At 50.5% G+C, this 23,849-nt stretch carries 17 protein-coding genes; 8 read left to right on the top strand and 9 right to left on the bottom strand.

Annotation, left to right across the window (positions count from 1 at the left end):
• The first annotated feature begins 213 nt into the window (after nucleotides 1-213).
• The 6 genes from ABEB26_RS18960 to ABEB26_RS18935 all read left to right on the top strand — a co-directional run bounded on the left by ABEB26_RS18960 (nucleotide 214) and on the right by ABEB26_RS18935 (nucleotide 5,323).
• Nucleotides 214-1,320: a glycosyltransferase gene (locus ABEB26_RS18960; protein WP_345723609.1), complete on the top strand. Its 1,107-nt coding sequence runs from the start codon at nucleotides 214-216 to the stop codon at nucleotides 1,318-1,320.
• Nucleotides 1,321-1,322: 2 nt separating this feature from the next.
• Complete coding sequence (locus tag ABEB26_RS18955) at nucleotides 1,323-2,558, top strand: serine/threonine protein kinase (protein ID WP_345723608.1); 1,236 nt, start codon at nucleotides 1,323-1,325, stop codon at nucleotides 2,556-2,558.
• A gap of 11 nt (nucleotides 2,559-2,569) precedes the next feature.
• Nucleotides 2,570-3,640: a serine/threonine-protein kinase gene (locus ABEB26_RS18950; RefSeq protein ID WP_345723607.1), complete on the top strand. Its 1,071-nt coding sequence runs from the start codon at nucleotides 2,570-2,572 to the stop codon at nucleotides 3,638-3,640.
• Between the two features lie 140 nt (nucleotides 3,641-3,780).
• Nucleotides 3,781-4,311, top strand: coding sequence for a D-sedoheptulose-7-phosphate isomerase (locus tag ABEB26_RS18945; protein WP_486348319.1), 531 nt, complete (start codon nucleotides 3,781-3,783; stop codon nucleotides 4,309-4,311).
• 80 nt (nucleotides 4,312-4,391) lie between these two features.
• Nucleotides 4,392-4,931 (top strand): D-glycero-alpha-D-manno-heptose-1,7-bisphosphate 7-phosphatase, encoded by a 540-nt coding sequence (locus ABEB26_RS18940; RefSeq protein WP_345723605.1) that lies wholly within the window; start codon nucleotides 4,392-4,394, stop codon nucleotides 4,929-4,931.
• Nucleotides 4,932-5,002: 71 nt separating this feature from the next.
• Nucleotides 5,003-5,323 carry a YbjQ family protein gene (locus ABEB26_RS18935; protein ID WP_345723635.1) on the top strand — a complete coding sequence of 107 codons (321 nt, stop codon included), beginning with the start codon at nucleotides 5,003-5,005 and terminating at the stop codon, nucleotides 5,321-5,323.
• Between the two features lie 28 nt (nucleotides 5,324-5,351).
• Here ABEB26_RS18935 and ABEB26_RS18930 read toward each other — a convergent pair whose 3' ends face one another.
• From ABEB26_RS18930 to ABEB26_RS18895, 8 genes are all read right to left on the bottom strand, one after another.
• Nucleotides 5,352-6,170, bottom strand: a complete 819-nt coding sequence (locus ABEB26_RS18930; protein ID WP_345723604.1) for a hypothetical protein — start codon at nucleotides 6,168-6,170, stop codon at nucleotides 5,352-5,354.
• A gap of 10 nt (nucleotides 6,171-6,180) precedes the next feature.
• On the bottom strand, nucleotides 6,181-6,981 hold the full coding sequence (locus ABEB26_RS18925) for a hypothetical protein (protein WP_345723603.1): 801 nt from the start codon (nucleotides 6,979-6,981) through the stop codon (nucleotides 6,181-6,183).
• Nucleotides 6,982-7,137: 156 nt separating this feature from the next.
• Nucleotides 7,138-11,769, bottom strand: a complete 4,632-nt coding sequence (gene rpoC, locus ABEB26_RS18920) for a DNA-directed RNA polymerase subunit beta' (protein WP_345723602.1) — start codon at nucleotides 11,767-11,769, stop codon at nucleotides 7,138-7,140.
• A 17-nt stretch (nucleotides 11,770-11,786) separates the two neighbouring features.
• On the bottom strand, nucleotides 11,787-12,482 hold the full coding sequence (locus ABEB26_RS18915; RefSeq protein WP_345723601.1) for an LAGLIDADG family homing endonuclease: 696 nt from the start codon (nucleotides 12,480-12,482) through the stop codon (nucleotides 11,787-11,789).
• Nucleotides 12,483-12,560: 78 nt separating this feature from the next.
• Nucleotides 12,561-16,214, bottom strand: a complete 3,654-nt coding sequence (rpoB, locus tag ABEB26_RS18910; protein ID WP_345723600.1) for a DNA-directed RNA polymerase subunit beta — start codon at nucleotides 16,212-16,214, stop codon at nucleotides 12,561-12,563.
• Nucleotides 16,215-16,572: 358 nt separating this feature from the next.
• A complete protein-coding gene (locus ABEB26_RS18905) occupies nucleotides 16,573-17,517 on the bottom strand; it encodes a bifunctional riboflavin kinase/FAD synthetase (RefSeq protein WP_345723599.1) in 945 nt (314 codons plus the stop codon).
• A 310-nt stretch (nucleotides 17,518-17,827) separates the two neighbouring features.
• On the bottom strand, nucleotides 17,828-18,559 hold the full coding sequence (locus tag ABEB26_RS18900; protein ID WP_345723598.1) for a DUF4386 domain-containing protein: 732 nt from the start codon (nucleotides 18,557-18,559) through the stop codon (nucleotides 17,828-17,830).
• A 1-nt stretch (nucleotide 18,560) separates the two neighbouring features.
• Nucleotides 18,561-19,424, bottom strand: a complete 864-nt coding sequence (locus tag ABEB26_RS18895; RefSeq protein WP_345723597.1) for a MerR family transcriptional regulator — start codon at nucleotides 19,422-19,424, stop codon at nucleotides 18,561-18,563.
• A gap of 107 nt (nucleotides 19,425-19,531) precedes the next feature.
• Here ABEB26_RS18895 and ABEB26_RS18890 point away from each other — a divergent pair, with 107 nt between their 5' ends.
• Both ABEB26_RS18890 and ABEB26_RS18885 read left to right on the top strand, forming a co-directional pair.
• On the top strand, nucleotides 19,532-20,227 hold the full coding sequence (locus tag ABEB26_RS18890) for a hypothetical protein (protein ID WP_345723596.1): 696 nt from the start codon (nucleotides 19,532-19,534) through the stop codon (nucleotides 20,225-20,227).
• A gap of 39 nt (nucleotides 20,228-20,266) precedes the next feature.
• Nucleotides 20,267-20,734, top strand: a complete 468-nt coding sequence (locus ABEB26_RS18885) for a GNAT family N-acetyltransferase (RefSeq protein WP_345723595.1) — start codon at nucleotides 20,267-20,269, stop codon at nucleotides 20,732-20,734.
• 232 nt (nucleotides 20,735-20,966) lie between these two features.
• Here the strand turns inward: ABEB26_RS18885 and ABEB26_RS18880 are convergent, their stop codons facing one another.
• Nucleotides 20,967-23,819, bottom strand: a complete 2,853-nt coding sequence (locus tag ABEB26_RS18880) for a VWA domain-containing protein (RefSeq protein ID WP_345723594.1) — start codon at nucleotides 23,817-23,819, stop codon at nucleotides 20,967-20,969.
• Nucleotides 23,820-23,849 lie beyond the last annotated feature (30 nt).

Raw genomic sequence — 23,849 nt, 5'->3', positions numbered from 1 at the left:
GTATTCCAACCAATTTCCGATAGCCCATAGCCTAGATTAAAGCTTGATCCACGAAGGACACCAAGATCCACGAAGTTTGCTTAATGCTGGTCTCTGTTCCCTGACTCCTGATCCCTAGCTCCCGACTTCTCATTTCATCCTTCATCCTTCATCCTTTTCTCAATGTTCTATAATGCTCACAGCAATTCTTTGAGCGCGAGTATCACCCTAGCAATGCACATTCTTCATGTTTATAAAGATTATTTTCCAGTGCTCGGTGGCATGGAAAATCATATTCGAGTTGTGGCTGAGGGCTTGGCTGAGCGCGGCCATCAAGTGACGGTGGCAGTCAGCAATACCTATCCCAAAACCGAGATCGAGCGCCGTAATGGTGTGGCGATCATCAAAGCAGCCCAATGGTTGCGCAAAGCCTCAACCCCAATTAGCCCGATGAGTTTGCCATTAAGTTGGCGCGTACCAGCCGATATTATTCATTTGCATCACCCCTTTCCGCCTGGCGATTTGCTGTATTGGCTGCGACGGGGCAAGGCCAAATTGGTGATTACCTATCAGAGCGATATTGTGCGCCAGCGCCGTTTGCTGCAACTCTATCGACCTTTGCTCACTCGCACATTAAATGCTGCCGATCGGATTATCGCCGCTAGCCCGCAGTATATTCAGACCTCGCCGTGGTTGGCTCCCCATGCCGACAAATGCCGCGTAATTCCGTTGAGCGTCGATACTGAGCGCTTCAATCAACTTGATCATGCGGCGATTCAGTCGTTGCGTGAGCAGGTTGCAGCACCCATGGTGTTGTTTGTTGGGCGCTTTCGCCACTACAAAGGCCTCCACTTTTTGCTCGAAGCCTTGCCGAAAATCCCCAACGCCAAATTGGTCTTGGTAGGCATTGGCCCTGAGGAAGCCCGTTTGCGCGATTTGGCGCAACGCTTGGATGTTGGCGAACGTATTGTATGGGCTGGCGAAGTCCCGGATCAAGCCTTACCAAATTACTATGCCGCTGCCGATGTATTTGTGCTACCATCCCATTTACGCGCAGAAGCATTTGGGATTGTGCAACTCGAAGCGTTAGCCGCTGGAATTCCAATTGTCAGCACTGAGTTGGGCACTGGCACAAGTTTTGTCAACGCCCACAGCCAAACTGGGTTTGTGGTGCCACCAGCCGATCCGGCGGCGCTGGCGCGGGCAATCAATGTGCTGTTGGAAAATCCAGGCTTGCGGGCGCAATTTGGGGCCAACGGTCGTCAACGCGCTAGCAGCACATTCAGCCCGCAACGCATGCTCGATCAGATTGAAGAACTTTATCGTGAGATTGTGAGTTAGGTATGCTATTACAAGCAGGAATCGAATTGTTGGGGCGTTATCACATCGTGCGGGCGATTGGCCAAGGCGGTATGAGCGCCGTCTATGCAGCATTTGATCGCCAATTGAATACGCCTGTAGCGATCAAACACTTTCGCAATCATGATCCTGCTTTACATGCCAGCCTCGACCGCGAAGCCCAAATTTTAGCGCGGTTGCAACACCCCGCCTTGCCGCGCGTCTATGATATTCGCCGCGATAACGACGATGCCTATTTGATTATGGATTTGATCGAGGGCGAAACGCTTGGCACGTTGCTAACCCAACGCGGCAGCGGCTTCGAGCCTGCAACGGTGGTGGCGTGGGCAGCAACCTTGGCCGAGCCATTGAGTTACCTGCATCAACAAACGCCACCGGTGATTCACCGCGATATCAAGCCGCATAATGTGATGCGCACACCTGCTGGCAAATTGATTTTGCTCGATTTTGGCTTGGCCAAACAATGGTCAACTGGCCAGCAAAGCGTGATTGCCTATACCTTGCCCTATGCCTCGTTGGAGCAGATTCAGGGCACAAATACGCTTGATCAACGCAGTGATGTCTATGGATTTGGCGCAACGCTCTATCATTTATTGACCAATCGCGAGCCAGTTGATGCATTGACTCGTGCCAGCGCCCAAATTTATGCCAACCCTGACCCATTGCCCTTGCCAAGCAGTCTGAATAATGCAGTTACGCCAGCACTTGATCGGGTGCTCATGGATAGTTTGGCTCTACGCGCTGATGCTCGTCCAGCTAGCATTAGGACGGTCGTGGCGTTGTTGCAAGCAGCGCAATCAGCAACAGTAAGCGTGCCCTTGGTTGCGGCCAACAGTGCTGGGCAGCCAACAATTCGGGTTGATTCACAGTTGCCAGATGGGGTGAGTTATGCCACACCACGGCGCTTCGAGCCACGTCCGGCTCCGGCTTCAACTCCGGCAGCTCCGCCACGACCACGGCGCTCATTTTTCCAGCAAAGTCCTTTTGAACAGGCGAACCCTGGCCAATGGCTGGTTCCACAATTTGAGAAAAGATATGAGGAGCCTAAGCCATTTAGCCCACTCAATAATCAACAATGGATGACGACTCAACAAGATAGCAATAGTCGTATGAATGCAATGCTGGATGATGAGGAGCTTGAAAATCCAACCCAAGTGATGAATGTTGTGTTTATCTTGATTGTGCTGATTTTATTAGGGGCATTTAGTTTTCTCAGTTAGGGAGAGAGAATATGAGTTTAGGGGTTGGTTCAGTTTTACTTGGGCGCTACCAAATTTTGCGCTTGATTGGTCAAGGTGGCATGGGCACGGTCTATGCCGCCTTCGATCAACAGCTTAATCATCAGGTTGCAATCAAATATTTTCGTGGGCAGGATGCCATATTTCAAAGCAATTTGCAGCGTGAAGCTCAAATTTTGGCACGGTTGCGCCACCCATCGTTGCCACGGGTCTACGATTTGCAGCGGGTTGGCGATGCTGCCTTTTTAATTATGGATTTGATCGAAGGTGAGAATCTTGATAGCCTATTAGCGCAACGTGGGGCGGCCTTTGAGCCAGATGTGGTGCTGGCGTGGGCCAAGGCACTTGCTCCAGCCCTCAGCTATTTGCATCATCAAACGCCGCCAGTCATTCATCGCGATATTAAACCACAAAATATTATTCGCACTCCCGAAGGCCAATTGATCTTGGTGGATTTTGGCTTGGCCAAACAATGGGCTTCTTCAAATCAAAGTGTCGTGGCCTACACCTTGGCGTACGCCGCCTTAGAGCAAATTCAAGCCACCAGTCCGGTCAATCAGCGCAGCGATGTCTATAGTTTTGCTGCAACGCTCTATCATTTGCTGACCAATTGCGAGCCAGCCGATGCACTCACCCGCGCTAGCAGCTTGATTAATGGTCAACCTGATCCGTTGGTCAATCCTGTGAATTTAAATCCAGCGGTTTCGCCTGCAATGGCAGCAGTTTTAGTCCAAGCCATGGCCTTGCCTGCAAATGAACGACCTGCCAGTATTGATCAATTTATCCAGCAATTACAACAAGGTTTCTACAATCAGCCAAGCCTGAGCAGCGCCGGCCAACCAACGATTGTCCAACGTCCAGCAGTTGCAACAATCGCTTTGCTGGAAGCCACCAAGCCTGCGCTTTCAGCAAAGCAAATCTTGCAACCACAACTACCGCCCCAACAGATCACCTATCAAGAAACCACTGAAATGGAAGATCCGTTGACGCGGTTTCTTGTATTTTCAATACTTTTTGTGGTTGGGGCATTACTGCTGCTGTGCTTATTTGCTCCAAACTTTTAACAAATCGTTGATTTGGATTAATCTGCACCACGCAAGGTTTTGTGGTATGCTTGGCGTATTTGAGCTTTAAAATCAAAGGAGTCGCTTCCGTGGCTGATTACAGCGCCTATATTGAAAAAAGTTTTCGTGAACATATTGCGATGGCCGAGCGCGTCTTGGCCGAACAATCAGCAACGATTAATACTATGGCCAATGTGTTGATCGAATGTTATCAACAGGGCCACAAGGCTATTTTTTGTGGCAATGGTGGCAGCGCCGCCGATGCTCAACACTTGGCTGCCGAATTTGTCGGGCGCTATTTGATCGATCGCCGCCCAATTCCGGCCTTGGCCTTGCATACCGATACCTCAACCTTAACTGCCGTGGGTAACGATTATGGCTATGATCAAGTGTTTTCGCGCCAAGTCAAGGCCCACATGAACCCAGGCGATGTTTTGGTTTGTCTGACCACCAGCGGTAATTCGGTCAATGTGATCAAGGCCGCCGAAGTAGCACACGAGTTGGGCAACCCGGTTCTGGCCTTGCTTGGTGGCGATGGCGGCAAGATTTTGCCGTTGTGTGATCATGCCTTAGTCGTGCCATTCAAGTTGCCTTATTTGGTGCAGGAAATCTCGATGGTCGTCGGCCATTTGCTGTGCGACCTGACTGAACAAGCCTTGTTTGCCAAATAAGTAGCTTGATCGACGCAATGGCGCAGAGATTGTGATGATCTCTGCGTTTTTTAATTGAATTTTTATAGTTGAGATAGAAAATGAGCCAACCAGCCGTGTTTATTGATCGTGATGGTACGATCAACGTCGAAGTTAATTATCTACATCAGCCCGAATTGGTTCAGCTTGAGCAAACCGTTGGTCAAGCGATCGCCCGTTTGAATCAAGCTGGATTTTTGGTCTTGGTCGTGACCAATCAATCGGGAATTGCTCGGGGTTATTATCGCGCTGAAGATATGCATTTGGTGCATCAACGGATTAGCGAGTTGTTACAGCCCTTCAAGGCCCATGTTGATGCTTGGTATTATTGCCCGCATCATCCTGAGGTCACAGGTGAATGTGCCTGCCGCAAACCCAATTTGGGTATGTTCGAGCAAGCTCAAGCCGAATTCACGATCGATCTTAGCCGTTCATGGATGATTGGCGATAAGCTGCTTGATGTGCAAGCAGGCATCAATTTGGGTGTTCCCGCAATTATGGTGGCAACTGGCTACGGCGCACAGCACCAACACGATTTGCCTGAGCATGCTATGCTGGTAGCAAATCTTAATGCTGCTGTCGATTTGATTGTGCAGGAGTAAGTATGCAACCCCAATCACCCCAACCACTTCAACCACCCCAACCACCAACCGTTCAAATCGTGCCACCCTGGATGATCTCGGCTACCTTCGATTTGCCAGGCTTTCGGGTTGTGCAAAATCGCGGGATTGTCCGCGGCATTGTGGTGCGTTCGCGCTCGGTTTTTGGCACAATTGGCGCATCATTGCAAACTTTGGTCGGCGGCAATATCACCATTTGGTCGAAGTTGTGCGAGCAAGCCCGGCTTGAAGCATTCGAAATTATGTCGTTGCATGCCGCCGAAATTGGGGCAAATGCGATTATTGCGATGCGCTACGATGCCACCGAAATTAGCGCTGGCGTAACCGAAGTGCTGGCCTATGGTAGTGCCGTCATTGTTGAACCAATTCGTTAATTCAAAATCAGCCAAGCTATTGCCAATGCTAGCTTGGCTTTTTTGTAAATAATTGTTTAAGCGTATTCCACAGTAGCTCAGCGCCCACAAAGATAAAAAATGGCCCAGCCCATATCCCATTAACGAACAACCATGTAGACCGCCAAATAAAGCGGTGGTCGGCCATCAAGCTCTCAACGCTGCTGCCAACATACAGACGCGGGGCATTTTCGATCGCGGTATAGCCATGAGTTTCAAGGTTTTTGGTAATCGCCGTTTGTTGCGGATTTTGATTGGTTGGTTTTGAGATCAGCGCTGCTTTGATTGGTTGCTTCCACTCTTCACATTGATACTCGAAATAGCCACCACAGACGGCCCATGCCGGAACTGGCTGGTCGGGCTGCCAATTGGGGCTAGTCAGCGGCGCAACGCTAATAGCATGCGATGTTGTGCTTGAGCGGCGAGCATCGCTGGTAGTGTAAGCAAAGGTTACACCATATTCACGTTGCACAACTGCTTGCTCCAACGTGAAGATCATGGCTTCGGGATGTTGGCTGATTTGCTCAGCTTGAATGTTGTCAATTTGAACCTGACCGTAATACAAACGCTCTTGGCTTGTACCAATTCCTGTACCAATCATCGTGCCAATATTCAACAAACAGATCGCTCCCAACCATTTATGATTAAACCAACGATGAGTTAATAGTACAAATAATCCGATGCTTATAAGCCCTGCAAAGACATTAACTGGATAGAGTGCCGGTTCGCCCAGCCAAAAACCAATTGCTCCCCCAAGCACCGCACACCACAAACCAAAAAGTATCCCTACTATCAGCGTTCGCCCAAAGTTTAGCCATTGAATTTTCATCGCTTGTTCCTTATCTATTGCGCAACCAACGCCATGTAAATCGCACACAGCCAGTTAAGCTGATTGGTACGGCCCAGACCAAAACCATGATGATCCACACAAACAGCCACTGCCAACGTTTGGCGGTATTGAAGCTATTCGAGCCTGCCCCAACTTCAAGCATTGGGGCGTTGTTTAGCTCTGCATAATCGTATTTGGCGAGGTTGGTACGTTTGGCAACGGTATATTTATCGAGGTACAGTTCTTCGGGCAACGCGCCATTCAGAATTGGGTCATCCCAATCGTAGCAAGCGATCGTGTAATCGGCGTTGCAGGCCGCCCAAGCAGGCACAGGATCGCCATATTGCCAATCGCTGTTGGTCAGTGGCGCAAGACTGTAGTAGCTATAGGTTACCCGCGAGCTTTTGCGATCTTTGCTGGCAACTTTGTGAACTGTGGCATATTTGGTTTGTACCACAGCATCATTGAAGTAAAAGATTGCTGCGTTTGGATAATAGGGGATTTCGGCAGCAGTAATGTTGTTGATGGTTTCTTTGCCATAGGTGTAGCGCATATAGCGCCAGCCCATGCCTGCAAACATCAAAATAATCACATGCCAGATGATGATCATGCCAGCAAAACCATTGCTGATGCGACTGTCGGTATAGCCAGCCCAATACGCACTGATGCCCAGCCAAGCGATGCCAAGCAGGGCAAATGACCATGGCGGCGGCGTGAGAAACCCTAAAATTCCGCCAATAACCACGCACAAAACGCTGTTGTAAAACCCTGCCGCCAAGTGAAACCCAAGACTGCGCCATGAATCAAACATGGGCTGGCTCCTTTCGCTGCATTGCTGTGCGCTAGATACGCAGCTAGTTAGCAAGAGTTTTAGTGTACTAGGCGATCGCTGGTTGGGGGAATAGCACAAAAACACCGTTGGAATGACTCCAACGGTGTTTTATTGATTGAACTTTTGGGCTATTGCTTAGATGTTTTCTTCGTCTGCGTCAGTGCCTAAGAGTTCGCTCAAGGTTGGTTTGCGGCCTTCTTCAGCTTGCAAACGCGCCATAGCTTGGGCAAACAAGTCATCCTTTGGCCCATTACCGCTGTCGATGTTGGAGACAGCAGTTAAGGCTTCGTCGAATGAACGTGGTGGCGCTGGCTTGGGTTCGCTCATCACCGCTGGCGCTGGAGTTGCCGCAGGTGTTTCGCGATCAGCTGGTGCACTGGTGATTTGGGCGACGCGCAAGGCGGCTTCTTCGGCCAATTTGCGTCGTTGCTCCATCCCCGTACCAGCTGGAATCAGCTTGCCGATAACCACATTTTCTTTCAAGCCACGCAGGTAGTCGATTTTGCCGTTGACGGCTGCTTCGGTCAACACACGCGTGGTTTCTTGGAACGAGGCCGCCGACAAGAACGAGTCGGTTGACAACGAGGCCTTGGTGATCCCCAAGAGCACTGGCACTGCCAACGCTGGGTCACCACCTTGGCTCACAATCGAAGCATTGATCCGATTGAGTTCGTTGAGTTCGACCAATTCGCCTGGCAAGAGTTCGGTATCACCTGGCTCTTCGATGCGTACCCGACGCAACATTTGACGCACAATCACTTCAATATGCTTATCGTTGATCCCCACACCTTGCGAACGATAGACCTTTTGGGCTTCGTTGGTCAGGTATTCTTGGACTGCTTCGCGACCACGCAATTGCAGCATTTCTTGGGGATCAGACGAGCCTTCGGTCATTTGCTGGCCAACTTGCACCAAATCGCCATCTTTGACCCGCAAACGGGCAGCGTGGGCAATCACTTCTTCATGTTCTTCGATGTCTTTGGCTTGAATCACCAAGCGATCATCGTCAACATAAACGTTGCCAGCTAAGCCTGCGACCAATGGGGCACGACCATCACCATCAACATTGCTTTCGGCCAAGAGGTTGCCAATTTCGACAGCATCACCATTTTTGACCACCACGCGGTAATCTTTGGGAAGCATTTGCTCGTCGGTATAGACTTCCTCAGAGACGATGCGCAAGCGCCGAATGCCTTCTTCTTCGCGCACAATCTGGACGCGGCCAGCAATCTGGGCCAGTACCGCTTTCCCTTTCGGAATCCGCGCTTCGAAGATTTCTTGCACCCGTGGCAAACCTTGGGTGATGTCGGTATCGGTTGCCACACCACCAGTGTGGAATGTCCGCAGGGTCAGCTGCGTTCCTGGCTCACCAATCGATTGAGCTGCGATAATCCCGACAGCTTCGCCAATTTCGACCATCTTGCCTGTGGCAAGGTTGCGGCCATAGCACTTGCGACAAATGCCATATCCAGCGTTACAGGTCAATACTGAACGGACATAGATGCCAAATTCAGCCTGCGCTTCTTTATCCAACGATTTCAGCACATTGGCAATGTGTTTGCCATCGTCTTCTAAGATTTCGCTATCGGTATCGAAAATTACTTCGCCAGTGACTGGATTAGTGACCGGAGCCACCGTCACGCGACCAATAATCCGATCCTCAACCGAGGCCAAAATATCGCGGCTGGTGCGAATCCACATACCTTCGGTTGTGCCACAATCTTCGATCGTCACGATCACATCTTGGGCCACGTCCACCAAACGGCGGGTCAAATAACCAGCGTCGGCTGTCCGCAAGGCGGTGTCAGCCAAACCTTTCCGACCACCGTGGGTCGAGATGAAGTACTCGATAACGCTCAAGCCTTCGCGGAAGTTGGCGGTAATCGGCAATTCGATAATCCGTCCGGTTGGGTCGGTGGTCAAGCCCCGCATCCCCGCCATCTGGCGAATTTGCTCGACGTTACCACGCGCACCCGAGGTTGACATCATCGAAACTGGCCCGAATGGATTCAATGAGCGTTGGACTTCAACCTTGATTTGGTTGGTAGCATCGAGCCACGCCGAAACCACTTCACGATAGCGCTCGTCGTCAGTGATCAAACCACGACGTTGCATCTTTTCGATGTCTTGCACCTTCTTGTAGGTTTCTTGCACAATTGCATCTTTGGTATCAGGCACTTCTACGTCCGAAGCCGAGAAGGTCATCCCGCCCAAGGTGGCGTGCTTGAAGCCCAAAGCCTTGATCCGGTCGGCCAAACGCGCCGTTCGTTCTGAGGCATAGAAGCGCAACAGCGATTCTTCCGAGGTTTCAGGGCCAAAGCGTTCAATTAATTCTTGATACACATCGGCAATGATGTTCTCACGCTGTGAGTGGAAGCGATAACAGTCGGCGATCAAGGCTTTCAAGCCCGATTTACCAACCAAGAAGTTGCGATAGTGCAATGGTGAGCGATAGCCGTTTTCGCCAGCTTTTGGCTCACCTTGATAGCGCAAGGCGTTGTTGAAGATGATCCGCCCAACGCTGGTTTCGATCAAAACCCGTGGCGTAACGCCATCTAACGATGGCAATTCCTTTTCACGCAAATCGCTGCCTGGCAGAATGTAATCTTCGATCACAATCCAAACAGGCGCTTGAATATGCACCACACCATTGGTGTAGGCCAACAAGGCTTCGTCAATTGACCCAAAGCGCTTGCCGCCACCCTTAGCCCCAGGTCGAACTTGGGTCAGATAGAAACAACCCAACACGATGTCTTGCGATGGCGTAATAATTGGGTCGCCAGTTGCCGGTGACAATAGGTTGTAGGTTGAAATCATGCGGCGACGCGCTTCTTCTTGGGCTTTGCGCGACAACGGTACGTGCACGGCCATTTGGTCGCCGTCAAAGTCGGCGTTGAATGCGGCACACACCAAGGGGTGCAATTGAATTGCCGAGCCTTCAATCAACTTGGCTTCAAAGGCTTGAATTGACAAACGGTGCAGCGAAGGCGCACGGTTCAGCAATACCAAGTAGTCTTTGATGACTTCTTCGAGCACATCCCACACTTCGGGACGAACCCGCTCAACGAAGCGCTTGGCTGATTTGATGTTATGGGCAAAGCCTTTATCGACCAAGCGGCGCATGACGAATGGCTTGAACAATTCCAAGGCCATTTTCTTGGGCAAACCACATTGGTGCAATTGCAGAGTTGGCCCGACCACAATCACCGAACGGCCTGAGTAGTCAACCCGCTTACCCAAGAGGTTTTGGCGGAAGCGGCCTTGCTTGCCTTTGAGCATATCGCTCAGGCTCTTGAGGCGATGCTTGCCTTTACCACTAACTGGGCGGCCACGGCGACCGTTGTCGATCAAGGCATCAACCGCTTCTTGCAACATGCGTTTTTCGTTGCGCACGATGATTTCAGGAGCGTTCAACTCCATCAAGCGCTTGAGACGATTGTTGCGGTTGATCACCCGTCGATACAGGTCGTTCAAGTCGGAGGTCGCAAACCGACCGCCATCAAGCTGGACCATCGGGCGCAAATCGGGTGGAATCACTGGCAAGACGGTCATAATCATCCATTCAGGACGATTGCCGCTCTTGCGGAATGCTTCAACCACGCGCAGCCGTTTGGTGGCTTTTTTGCGGCGTTGGCCTGATGAGCTTTGGACTTCGGCTTGCATTTGATTCGACAATTCGTCGAGATCAACCATCGATACGATGTCGCGCACCGCACCAGCACCCATATCGGCCTTGAAGGTGTAGGGCGCTAGATCACGCAGAATTCGATATTCGTTTTCCGAAATGATCCGGTGCAATTGAATATCATCCAAGCGATCAAGCTTGTCTTTTTCTTCTTTATTGAGATCTTCAAGCTGTTTGATCAATGCTGTGGTTAGCCGTTCTTGTTCAGCGTCGGCCACCGATTGGCGTTGATCACGCTCGCCATCAGCCAACAAGCGCACGTTTTCGATTTCGTATTCGCGGCGTTGTTCGAGCTTTTCACGCTCTTGATCGATCAGTTGTTCGAGTTGTTCCAAGCTGCGTTCGCGCACTGGCTCGTTTTCTTCGAGCAGCACTGTGCCTCGATACACAATATCTTCATCGGCTAGTGCGTCGATGCCGATCAGTTCTTCCAAGTGTTCACGCAAGGTGTTGGCTTCATCTTCGATTTCTTGGCGTTGTCGCGCAAATTGTTCGTGGGTGCGCTCCAACGTGCCTTCCATGGCATTATCCATCGCCGCAAGGTCTTTGCTTAAACGGGTTGCCTTTTCGCCACGTTGTTCAATAATTTTTTCTTCGAGATCTTTGCGCCGCACGCCAAAGTCGGTCTTCATTTGCTCACGTACATTGCCCAATGCCAGATCATCGACATCGGTGATAATATACGAGGCAAAATAAAGCACCCGCTCAAGATTACGTGGCGAAATATCTAAAAGTAAACCCAAACGCGATGGTGTGCCTTTAACAAACCAAATATGCGATACAGGTGAGGCAAGTTTGATATGACCCATGCGATCGCGTCGCACTTTGGATCGCGTGACTTCTACGCCACATTTATCGCATACAATGCCTTTATAACGCACACGTTTGTACTTCCCGCAGTAACATTCCCAATCGCGCGTAGGTCCGAAGATTTTTTCGCAGAACAAGCCATCGCGTTCAGGACGCAGAGTTCTATAATTAATCGTCTCGGGTTTGGTTACTTCACCGTGCGACCAGCTCAGGATATCTTCTGGTGAAGCGAGACTGATACGAATTGCATTGAATTCATTGATTTCGAGCATGGTTGAACGCTCCTCGGTTAAGGAAGATAGTTTGCAAAATGCAAGCGCATCTTCTCGGTAATTGTTCCCCGCTCAGGCGACTTCTTTGGTTGCCATTGCTCAAATTGCTGCGCGATTGCAGCCTTTCGTGCTAGCATCAGGCTATTATTATTACGATACAACCAAATTGCTAAACACTTAGCACGAATTGTGCTCCACTTGATGTAATAATTATTGCGATTATGGCTAATATTTGGTGCTGGAATACCAGTCATTAATTCAATATATTTACCTGTTTCAAGCAGTAACTGCTGAGAACCAGAATAAATTTGAATAACAGGCCGATCTCCATTCCAAACTAAGGTACCGTCACCATCAATAAACCCACGAATAAAATCCACGAGATATTCGGTTGGTACATTAGGAAAGCCTATAACATGCGATTTATTTGGAATTCCCCCAAGATCGAGTAGATCGTGATACAAGCCTTGATTGCAAATTACCATTTCGTGACAAGTTGATTCTTTACGTACTTGACGTAAAGCCGCTGTTGCACCCATAGCATCGGCAATTACTTGTAAGTGTTCCACATCAACGCTGGCAATTTCAATAAGATGAGCACCAGTATTGGGATGAATCCGCATATATCCATCGGCCCACCAATAGCCTAGAACATAGGCCATGGTTGGTGACCATGTGCGAAAGAAAGGATTGTTAGCAGCAGGTCGAGCCATGGTTAGCACCGTGCGATAGAGAGGCGGTAGTTCACGTCATTGGGAACTACCGCGAGAGCAATGGATCGCAACCGAAGTTTAGAGTTCGCCTTTTTCCATCCCCGACAGGTTGATGCCGTCGAGTGAGATTAAGTCATCGGCTTCGCTATCGGTTAGCTCAACCGGGCGTTCATCAGCGGTCAACACATCGACCGACAGACCAAGCGATTGCAACTCTTTGATCAAGACCTTGAACGATTCGGGCACGCCGGCTTCGTTGATTGGATCGCCCTTGACGATCGCCTCATACGTTTTGACCCGACCAACCACGTCGTCGGACTTGACCGTGAGCATTTCTTGGAGAATGTAAGCAGCGCCATACGCTTCGAGCGCCCAAACTTCCATTTCACCAAAGCGCTGACCACCGAACTGAGCCTTACCGCCGAGTGGCTGTTGGGTCACCAAGCTGTAAGGGCCAGTTGAGCGAGCGTGGATCTTATCTTCCACCAAGTGCGCCAACTTGAGCATATATTTGTAACCGACGGTCACTGGATTATCGAATTTCTCGCCAGTACGCCCATCGTAGAGATCGATCTTGGCATCAGATGGCAGGCCTGATTCAGCAAGAGCTTTGATAATATCCTCATCGCGTGCGCCGTCGAAGACTGGCGTAGCAATGCGGAAGCCCAAGCGTGAGGCTGCCCAACCCAAGTGGGTTTCCAAAATCTGGCCGATGTTCATGCGGCTTGGCACAGCCAACGGATTCAAGACGATATCGACAGGCGTGCCATCGGGTAAGAATGGCATATCTTCGATTGGCAGCACGCGGCTGACCACGCCTTTGTTGCCGTGACGACCGGCCATCTTATCGCCTGGGCTGATTTTGCGCTTTTGACAGAGCATCACCCGCACCGTTTGATTGACACCGACAGGCATTTCAGTCGTTTCGTCGCGAGTAAAGACCTTGACATCAATGACTTTACCTTTGACCCCGTTTGGTACGCGCAAGCTACTATCTTTCACTTCGCGGGCCTTTTCACCGAAGATAGCCCGCAAGAGCCGTTCTTCAGCGGTCAGGTCAGTTTCGCCCTTAGGTGTGATTTTGCCAACCAAAATATCGTTTGGCTGAACATCAGCACCAACATAGATAATCCCGCGCTCGTCCAAGTTTTTAAGGCTATCTTGGCCGACGTTAGGAATATCGCGGGTAATTTCTTCGGGGCCAAGTTTGGTATCGCGAGCCTCGACTTCATATTTTTCAATGTGAATCGAGGTGAAAATATCTTCGCGCACCAAGCGTTCGCTGACCAAAATCGCATCTTCGAAGTTCCCACCTTCCCAAGGCATGTAGGCCACGAGAATATTTTGGCCAAGCGCAAGCTCGCCATTTTGGGTCGAAGAACTATCGGCGATTACCTCGCCAGCCCGAATTTTATCGCCAATAAAGACGCTTGGGCGTTGGTTGATACAGGTATCTTGGTTCGAGCGCAAGAACTTGAGCAATGGGTAGGTACGTTCAGTGCCATCATTTTCGCGAACTAGAATGCGTTCGCTATTCGATGAAAGCACCACGCCATCGGCACGAGCCACTACCACCTGACCTGAGTCGCGGGCGGCTTTGTGCTCCATGCCAGTGCCAATAATTGGCGCATCAGGGCGCAACAATGGCACAGCTTGGCGCTGCATGTTCGAACCCATCAAGGCGCGGTTTGCATCGTCGTGTTCCAAGAACGGAATCAACGCAGTTGAAACACTGACCACCTGCTTGGGCGAAACGTCCATATAATCGACCGAGGCGATTGGAGCTTGGACAAAATCTTCAGCATGGCGGCATGAAACCGTTGGGTCGATAAAGCGGAAGCGTTCGTCGAGCAAAGCGTTAGCTTGGGCAATGATGAACTTATCTTCTTCATCGGCGGGCAAATAGTCGGTTTCATTGGTCACAACTGGGTGAATCTTGATTGCCCGTAAGGGCAAATCGGCAATTTTGGTTGCCAAGGCGCGGTCAATTTCTGAGCCAGCTTCGGCAATCAAATCGCCAGTAGCTGGGTTGACAATATCTTCGCGCAGCAATTGACCGTTGAGCACGCCAATGGCAATGATCTTAGCTAACTCAGCATCGACCCGTGCGCCAGCGCGGGCGATCAACTCGCCAGTGCTGAGGTGCCGTACATCGCGGGTAGTCATGCCACGTTCAAGCCAGAGCGGAGCATTATCAACTTCGCGATAAACGCGGCGATAGGGCGTTTCAAGGAAGCCCATTTCGTTAACCCGCGCAAAGGTTGACATCGTACCAATCAGACCGATGTTTGGACCTTCAGGCGTTTCAACCGGGCAGATCCGGCCATAGTGCGAGTGGTGAACGTCGCGAACTTCAAAGCCTGCGCGATCACGGCTCAGACCACCAGGGCCAAGCGCTGAAAGGCGGCGTTTGTGGGTCAACTCAGCCAATGGATTGGTTTGATCCATGAACTGCGAAAGTTGCGAACCGCCGAAGAACTCACGCATAGCAGCAACCACAGGCCGGATATTGATCAAGCCATTGGGAGTTGCAGCTTCAGGTTCTTGCAACGACATGCGTTCTTTGATCACCCGTTCCATGCGCAGCAAACCGACGCGGAATTGGGTTTGAATCAATTCGCCAACGGTACGCACGCGGCGGTTACCGAGATGGTCAATATCATCGGGGTTGCCAATCCCATTATTGAGATCGATCAAGCGCTCGACAATTTTGAACAAATCGGCTTTGCTGAGCACGCGCATGGTCAGGCTGGGAATTTCTTGGCCTTCGAAGAGGCGGCTTTTTTCCCAGAGATTGCGATTTAATTTATAGCGACCGACTTTGCCCAAGTCGTAGCGGCGGGCGTTGAACAGCAAGGTTTCCAATAACGAACGAGCGTTATCAACGGTTGCTGGATCGCCTGGGCGCAAGCGCTTGTACAATTCCATAATCGCTTCTTTGGCATTGGTTGATGGATCTTTATCCAAGGTTGAAGCGATATATTGGTGGTCGCGGTTAACATCGACATTTGCGAATAAGGCGATAACGTCTTCATTGAGGCCACATTGATCAAGCGGTTTATCGCCGAACAAGCCCAGCACAGCGCGAATCAAGATTGTGACTGGCAACTTACGTTTGCGGTCAACCTTGACTGAGAGCACATCGCGCTTATTCGTTTCAAACTCCAGCCAAGCACCACGGTTGGGGATCAACTTAGCACTGTGGAGCGAACGACCGCTGGTTGGCTCTTTTTCTTCCTTGAAATACACGCCAGGTGAGCGAATCAACTGCGACACAACAACCCGTTCTGCGCCGTTGATCACAAACGTACCATTATTGGTCATCAATGGGAAGTCACCAAGGAAGATATCGCTTTCCTTGATTTCACCGGTAGTTTTGACCTTCAAACGCACGCGAACCCGCAGGGGTGCGGCGTAGGTCATATCACGTTCACGGCACTCAAATTCGTTATAGCGGGGTTCGCCGAACTCATAATCGCTAAACGAAAGCTCTAGGTTTTTGCCCGTGAAATCGTCGATGGGATTAATTTCATCGAACAACTCACGTAGCCCCTCACGTTGAAACCAGCGAAACGAATCGATCTGGGTTTCGATCAACTTCGGTAATTCAATCGCATCGGTAATGCGAGCAAAACTCCGACGTGATGCGATCATCGCACGACCTTGGTCATCGCGGAAGATACTGGACGTGATCAGCGGTGGCAGGATAACAGTTGACTGAACTTGCGGCATCAGCTTCGCTCCCTAGCCCCGCAAAAGCACAAAATGCTCACCTCCAAACACCCGTAGTCAAAAATGCGACTTGTGGTTGTCCGGCTGCGAGTTTGACTGCTTTTGGCGGCAGCGCAACGAAAAATACGCCCAATGGCGTGGTATTGGTTTAAGTTCTTGGCGTGGATCGAAAGCCTCGTCCAAACACTACGAAAAGCTATTTTTGCAAAAGGAGATTATAGCACCAATGATTAGAGGTGTCAAGAGACAGTACGAGGTTTAAACTTGCGGCCATTATACTCTCGCGCTCGGTAGAAGTCAACCCCTTTTTTTAGAAATTCGCACACATGTTTTGAATTCTAAAAAAGGGGTTAGTTTTTTAGGGCTTGGCCAACCATTCACGCGCAAATTGGGCATCACGGCCAATCTGGGCCACCAATTGTTCGATACCAGCAAATTTTTGTTCGCCGCGAATATGCTGTAAAAAGCTAATTCGCAACGGTCGACCATAAATATCTTCGTTGAAATCGAAAAGATGGGCTTCAACTGCGCGGCCAAGCACGCCAAAGGTTGGCCGCACACCGATGTTGGTCACAGCGCCAAAACTACGGCGGTCGTCAAGCAACTGAACCTTGCAAACATAGACCCCATCGGCAGGCAGCATATGGTTGCTGGCAATTTGCACATTGGCGGTTGGAAAGCCAATCTTGCGCCCACGTTGATCGCCAGGCACAACCGTGCCTTGTAAGCTAAATGCCCGCCCAAGATAGTGATTGGCAGTTTGGACATCGCCAGCAGCTAAGCAGCTGCGAATCGCAGTTGAACTAACAATCTCGCCATCAAGCGTCCAATAAGGAATTGGCTCGACCGTAAAGCCCAACTCTTGGCCTAAATCGTGTAACACCGGAATTGTGCCCATGCCGCGATGGCCCAGCTTAAAATCTGGTCCAACCCACAATTCACGGACTGGCACATGATTCAACAGCAATTGTAAAAAGGCCTTGGGGCTAAGTTGCGAGGTGTCATGGGTGAACGGCAATACTGCCAACAAATCGATGCCTAGCTCTTGCATTAATGCTGCTCGCTCGTTGATTGTGGTCAGGTAGCGAATCTCACGCTCAGGCCGCAAAATCTCATCAGGATGCGGATCAAAGGTCAAGACCGCGCTATGGCAATTGTGCTGGCGAGCGCGTTCGACCAAGCGGCGCAGGAGTTGTTGATGGGCTTGATGCACGCCATCAAATTTGCCAATAGTTAAGAGCGTTGGAGTTTGATAGTGCACGCTGGCAAGTTCAGCAAAATGCATGGCCTGGTTCCAATTCATAAAGTTGCCAATATCGCCTCAAAAGATACCATTGTCATTGGTAAATAGCAAAGGTTGGGTGAGGGACGCGGGATCAGGGGCCAGGAGTTAGGGATCAGGGGTTAGGAAGTTTTAACGCAGAGGCGCAGAGTTGGCGAAGGATGAAGGATGAAATAAGTGCAGTCCCTCATCCTTCATTCTTGCCCACGGCAAGTAGGGGCGTTCCAAGTTTCATGCTAGGAGGGTTCCCCCTCGCTCGCTCGGCGGGAGAGGGGGCTAGGGGGTGAGGACTATACCATCAATTTCCTTAATAACAGTTGTAAGAATAAGTTTAGGCTTGAGGTTTATGGCGTAACAATATCCCACCAAGCGTAATCAGCCAAAGTTGCCAGAGGCTGCCACTGACCGTCAACATTGGTCCAGCACTAATATTGTAGACTTCGATCAGCGAAACCAATACACTGGCCGCGGCAATCAGCCCGCTATAGCCAAGCCAGCGCGGCAATGTTGCTTGGCGCAGAATCGTCAAGGCTACGCCAGCCGTCCATAAACCGCCAAACAAAGCCACCCCAATTTGTTCGCCAACACCGCCAGCATAATTATTGAAACTTGTATAAATCACTTCGATGGTGGCGCGTAGGTTGGGATCGCTGGTGGCGCTATATTGTTCGGCCAGGGTTGGCATCATCAACAGCCAGCGCCCAATCCCTAGCAATTTAGCAAAGCCCGCCAGCATACCCAAGCCAGCAGTCACTCGCATCAAGGCACTTTGGCTGGCCAGAATTTGCCAAAGCAACAAAGCGATCGGAATCAGCATGGTTGCCGAAAGAAAATAGGCCGTATAGCCGAGTGCAACTGACGAGCGTTCTTGTAAAATCAAGGGCAACGATTGTGAGGCTGGGTTATCGAGGCTAGCAGGCCAATCGATTGCGCTGCTCAGCACCAAAAAGGCAACCAGAAAGACACTAAATTGGGCGAATAGCAGGCCAGCCGCCCAGCGATAGGTGCTGGTCGTGCTACGTGCAGCTTGGTTGGTCGTAGGATAGGTTTTGGTGGCGATCATCTTAATTCCTTTCGTTAACACGTGGTTTGATTGGTAATTGCAGTTCGATTATTGCTGGCTCTTGAATGCCGCCTTGTGGATTGTGGGCTGGCCCTGAACGATGAAATTCGCGCAGCGGCCCAACCATTTGATAATTGTGCAAGCCAACCCAGCCCAGCAACGCCAAAGCAGCAGCGTGAATTTCACTAAAACTACCTTCGAAAGCGAGGGTCGCCGCCAGTTCGAGGCTGGACAGGGTTTGAAACTTGATGTTGCTATCGGGCAATTGAGCCAAATTATGCTCGGCCAAACTGACGGATACCTCGACTTCAACCTCGGTTTCGCTAAACTCCTCGTTGTGATAGATCGTAATTTCTTGGGCAAGGATTGGGATGCGATGCTGGTGCACTTGTTGATACAGCGATGCATAAAGTCGGTGACAGTAGTAGCCCATTTGATCAAGGCTTGGTACAATCGCTCGCATACTGGCGACTGGTTGCGCATCGGTCGATTTGAGCATCATGGCGTAGGGCCATGGCTCCTGTTCATGTTCAATTTGAGCCAAGCGAGCGCTGACTTCGGCTAGTTGAGCTTGTTTCTTGGCGAGTTCTGCGGTTAAGCGTGATTCTTGCAAGCGCAACATACCGCGTAGTTGATCAGCCGAAAGATCATCGTGGTTCAATAATTCGCCAATTTGTTGGAGACTTAGCCCCAAGCCATTGAGTGCCACAATTCGATGCAGCCGTGGCAATTGCTCAACTGAATAGTAGCGATAGCCAGTCCATTGATCGATTTGATTGGGAATGAGCAAGCCTAATTTGTCGTAATGGCGTAGCATCCGCACCGAAACTTGAGCCAAACGCGAAAATTCACCAATCTTGAACATAGCAACCATCCTTGTAAATCCGATGTCGTTGATGCTACACCCTATCACAGTGGCAGAGTCAAGTAGCAATTAATTGCATTATTTAACAAGCAGAGAGGAAGTAGATCATGCCTTATTGGCTTAAAGTTATTTTGTGGACGTTGTTGGGAGTTATAGTCAGTTGCAGTTTGGCAATCGGCGTTGTGGCTTTTGCAATTAATCGTATATTTGACCGAGATACTCCTGAAAATGCGCGGGTTGCGCCAATTATTGTTGATGAACCAATCGGTGATTGTAGTATTTCGCCAGCTCGTAACTTTGTTTTAGCAACGGCATTTAACGACGGGGTGGGAACACAGAAAATCTATAATTTAAAGACTGGCGACGAAGTTGAGTATCCTGCTAATAGCTATGGAATCGATGCCTATAGTAACGAATTGGGTTGGATCAATGATTCGACGCAAGATATTGTTTTAGTAGATCCATACTGGCTCGTTAACTTAACCACAGGAGAGGTGACAAAAGCCGAACTGCCTGATGATCAGCAAACTACGGCTAGGTGGGAGTCGCTCCTAATGTCAGATTATCGCGAACCATATGTAAAGTCACCAGATCAACAATATGTCGCTCACTCAGGCCAAATTTTCCGTTCAGCAATTGGCAAATCGCCAGTGGGGGATTTAGTTGTTTCATACTCCAATAATTACCCTGAGATTTGTAGCAATGCTTGGGAGCCAAATAGTAACGGCTATTACTTTGCTGATGTCTATGGGCGGGGCAGAATGAGTGGGCCATTACGTTTTCTCAAAAATCCTGAACGCTAAGCCTAGACTTGCCTCACAATCACGAAAGGAGTTTGAATTATGGCAATCACAATTGACCGGCTTGGGGTTGGCGACGAAGCGCTTATTCAACAATTGGCCCTCGATGATGCAGCTTTTGGGCTTGAGCCTGAAACTGATGAGCCACTGACCGCGCTTGATGATCAAGCGGCACGCCAATTTTTGGCTAATCCAGCGGTGCTATATTGGGTCGCGCGTGAGGCTGAATTGATTACGGGCTTTTTGTATTGTGTGGTTGTGCCGTTGCGCTCAGGCGAGGGTAGCGAGGTCTTGCTGTATGAAATTGGCGTACATCATCAGTGGCGACGTAAAGGCATCGGCCAAGCTCTGTTGCAAACCATGCAAGCATGGATGAGCGAACGGGACATAAGCGCAGTTTGGGTGCTAGCCGATAATCCCGAAGCCACAAGTTTTTATCAGGCCTGCGGCTTTGAGATTGAGGAGGAGCAACCTGTTTATTTAGTTAAGAACATAGAACATAGAGGCTAGGGGTCAGGGGCTTGGGATAGGCGGTCAGTTCATACGATGCCTTCAAGTCCGTTTAACGCAGAGGCGCAGAGGAACTATGGCTAGCGGCTATCAGAACGTTTTGTAAAATCGTAATGATTCCGCTAGCCAAATGCCAAAAGCCTATAGCCACGTCCTTCGTGCGCTTCGCAATTCCAAACTGACCCCTAATCCCTGACCCCTCGTCTCTTCGTGCCCTTCGTGGATCAAAAGCCTATTGCCTGCGGGCACGGTTTTTGGCAGCGCGTAGTCGTTCGAGTGGATCTTCGGCCTCATCAACAGCTTTGGTTGGATTACTTGGTGTACTTGGTAATGGCGTAGTTGCTGGGTTTTCTTTAGGCTTGACTTCGCGCTCGCTCTTATCACTGAACATTTGCTGGCGAGCACGACCCTTGGCTCCCTGCAAGCTGCTCATTGTGGCAGTTGGTGCGGCAGCAATCGTTTGGCGCTCTTTACGCGCTGCTTGCAAAGCGGCAAAATCTTTGCGGCGCAAGTTGAGGCGGCGAATTGCTACATCAAGCAACAGCAACACCAGCGCTGCAAACAACAAGCCTAAATCAATTGGCGTAGCCCGACGCACCGCATCCAGCGTATGATCAAACGCCTGCATTGGTTGGCTCAAGCTGCGACCAGCAGTGGCTTTGGCCAAAGTGCTCAGCAATTCAGGGTTGGATTGACCTTGGCGATATTCTGGTGAGTAGGGCACAATCAAGCCCAAGGTTCGGGCAAAGGCTGGCTTGCCATTGGCATCATTGCCGATTACCTGAATCAAATAGGTACCAGCAATTGGGCTAGCCACCCGTGCGCGATATTGACCAGGCCCAACTTCGGCCAGAGTTGCATCAATCGCCTCGCCAGTTGGCCCGACCAAACGAGCATTGACGTTCATCGCAGTTTGCGGATTGCCCTGGTCATCGTTGGCAACAATATCAATTTGCACGTCGCTGCCAATCAATGAGGCCTCACCGCTGACGTTATCGTTGCTGATCCGTGGCAAGAGCCAGCCAACCAACTGTGCCGTAAAGCGCGGAAATTCTTCCCATGTGACCCAATTGCTGGCCCATTTACCCTTGAGATCGCTCGTCCAAGCGATGCTCCGACCAAGCCCATATTGCCATTGGGCCAAAATAGGTGAGCCATCGCTGGCAGTCAAAATAACTTGAGCGTTATCTTTTTCGACTGTGCCGTTATAGCCCAACAGGCTTGGCAAGCCCTCTTGTAAATCGGCCAGCACAGGGCTATCGCCAGCATAGGCCGGAGTAAATTGTTCTTCAACAATATAAGTGCCAACTGCCTGAATCGTTTCTTGCAAGAAGATTTGCGGCACTTCTTCCATGACGCGGGCTGGATAATAGCGTCCACCGCCAAGCTCAGCATAACGTTGCAAAGCGTTATCCGAGCCATTGCCTGCGGCCACCACCGAAAGCGTAATTCCGTCTTTGTTCATATTTTCGGCGATTGAGCCGATATCGGTGGCATGACCCCAACCATCGGTCAGCAGAATTGCATGCTTGATTTTGGCATCGCTTTGGCGCAATTGCTCATAAGCGGCGTTCATGCCACTAACTACATTGGTTTGGCCGCTTGGTGGCACAGGAGCCAAAGCCGCGACAACATCATCTTGGCTGGGCACTTTGTTGAGTTCAATCGTCCAATGTGCCGAATCATCGAAAGTCACCACGCCCAATTTATCGTCTTTGCCGAGCACCGCAGCGGCTTGAGCCACCGCCTCTTTGGCAATATCGATTTTGCGAGTGCCGCCACCCTCACGCGCCGCCATATCGCCACCATTACAGTGACAAGCATCCATACTGCCTGACTTGTCGATGATAAAGACCAAGGCAATATCGGGGCGTTGTTGGCGATTGCGCACGTCCATGTTGACAGGCAAGGCTTCTTCGATTGGGGTTGCCGTGTAGCCACCCACCCCAAAGCTTTGGCGACCACCGATCATTGCCAAGCCACGCCCAAGGTCGCCAACATACGAGCGTAATAATTTTTGGGTATCTTGATCGATATCGCGCGAAGGCACATTCAGCAACAAGACTGCTTCATAATCGCTCAATGCCGCCAAATCGGTAGGCAATCCAGTTGCTGGAACGACCACTGGCACAAGGTTGGCGGCTTCGAGCGCTGGCTTGAGCGCACTTGCATCGCCGACTTCGCCTTCGACCAGCAGCACTTTGGGAGGGCCGCCAATTTGCACCAACGAAGCCGCCACGTTATTTTGGGCACGAGTATCGCTGCTTGGCACAACTTGAGCGCTATAGCGATGAAAGCCTTGGTCATTGACAACAAGCGTGGTGGTAAAGCTGCTTGTGCCAACTGGCAGATTGATCGCTTCTTCCAGCACAATTTGCTCATCGGCTCGCCAGCGCAATTGAGCTGATTGGGCAGTATTGCTTTCAATTGTGGCGATCAACTGAATTTCTTGGCCAGAACGGGCAGCTGAAGGTGCGCGAAAGGCACTAATTGCCACTTCGGGGTTGCCTTGGCCGATGCCTGTGGGCACAATATCAATTGGCACATTACGGCGCTGCGCTAACGGGATCATCTCCAAGGCGCGACCACTGTTCTCGCCACCATCGGAGAGTAACACCAAACGTTTTTGGGTATCGGCAGGAAACAGCGCCAAACCCAGTTGAATTGCTTCGCTGATATCAGTACGTGCAGCGATTGGCACCGATTGAATTGTGCCTAAACGCTGAATTTCAGAGGGAACCCGCTCAACCAAGGCATTTTCACCAAACACCACGACCGCAGCTTTATCGCCTTCTTGCATGGTTTCGAGCGCTTGGGCAATAAATTGCTCGTTGCTGGAGCGTTGGCCTGGGGCGATTGAGTCGGAGCTATCGAGCAAAAACACCGTGGTAAGGTTTTGGACTGGCTGACGAACTTGGGTTCCGGCGAGGCTGCCGATCAAACACAGCAGCAAAAACGTGCGCAACCCCAAGGCCCACCAACGGCGTTGGCCTGTGCGACCACGGTTATTAAGCCAGCCCAACAGCCAGACCAGCGGCAATGCCAGCAAAAACCAGAGATATTCTGGTCGGACAAACGATAGCATAACTTCACCCTAGCAAGGCCAAATGCCAAT

Source organism: Herpetosiphon gulosus, from assembly GCF_039545135.1.
Taxonomy (GTDB): domain Bacteria; phylum Chloroflexota; class Chloroflexia; order Chloroflexales; family Herpetosiphonaceae; genus Herpetosiphon; species Herpetosiphon gulosus.
This window is presented reverse-complemented; position numbering and strand designations above follow the sequence as displayed.

Coding starts and splice junctions, on each gene's coding strand:
- ABEB26_RS18960 (WP_345723609.1), top strand. CDS start 214: ATGCACATTCTTCATGTTTATAAAGATTATTTTCCAGTGCTCGGTGGC.
- ABEB26_RS18955 (WP_345723608.1), top strand. CDS start 1,323: ATGCTATTACAAGCAGGAATCGAATTGTTGGGGCGTTATCACATCGTG.
- ABEB26_RS18950 (WP_345723607.1), top strand. CDS start 2,570: ATGAGTTTAGGGGTTGGTTCAGTTTTACTTGGGCGCTACCAAATTTTG.
- ABEB26_RS18945 (WP_486348319.1), top strand. CDS start 3,781: ATGGCCGAGCGCGTCTTGGCCGAACAATCAGCAACGATTAATACTATG.
- ABEB26_RS18940 (WP_345723605.1), top strand. CDS start 4,392: ATGAGCCAACCAGCCGTGTTTATTGATCGTGATGGTACGATCAACGTC.
- ABEB26_RS18935 (WP_345723635.1), top strand. CDS start 5,003: ATGATCTCGGCTACCTTCGATTTGCCAGGCTTTCGGGTTGTGCAAAAT.
- ABEB26_RS18930 (WP_345723604.1), bottom strand. CDS start 6,170: ATGAAAATTCAATGGCTAAACTTTGGGCGAACGCTGATAGTAGGGATA.
- ABEB26_RS18925 (WP_345723603.1), bottom strand. CDS start 6,981: ATGTTTGATTCATGGCGCAGTCTTGGGTTTCACTTGGCGGCAGGGTTT.
- rpoC (WP_345723602.1), bottom strand. CDS start 11,769: ATGCTCGAAATCAATGAATTCAATGCAATTCGTATCAGTCTCGCTTCA.
- ABEB26_RS18915 (WP_345723601.1), bottom strand. CDS start 12,482: ATGGCTCGACCTGCTGCTAACAATCCTTTCTTTCGCACATGGTCACCA.
- rpoB (WP_345723600.1), bottom strand. CDS start 16,214: ATGCCGCAAGTTCAGTCAACTGTTATCCTGCCACCGCTGATCACGTCC.
- ABEB26_RS18905 (WP_345723599.1), bottom strand. CDS start 17,517: ATGAATTGGAACCAGGCCATGCATTTTGCTGAACTTGCCAGCGTGCAC.
- ABEB26_RS18900 (WP_345723598.1), bottom strand. CDS start 18,559: ATGATCGCCACCAAAACCTATCCTACGACCAACCAAGCTGCACGTAGC.
- ABEB26_RS18895 (WP_345723597.1), bottom strand. CDS start 19,424: ATGTTCAAGATTGGTGAATTTTCGCGTTTGGCTCAAGTTTCGGTGCGG.
- ABEB26_RS18890 (WP_345723596.1), top strand. CDS start 19,532: ATGCCTTATTGGCTTAAAGTTATTTTGTGGACGTTGTTGGGAGTTATA.
- ABEB26_RS18885 (WP_345723595.1), top strand. CDS start 20,267: ATGGCAATCACAATTGACCGGCTTGGGGTTGGCGACGAAGCGCTTATT.
- ABEB26_RS18880 (WP_345723594.1), bottom strand. CDS start 23,819: ATGCTATCGTTTGTCCGACCAGAATATCTCTGGTTTTTGCTGGCATTG.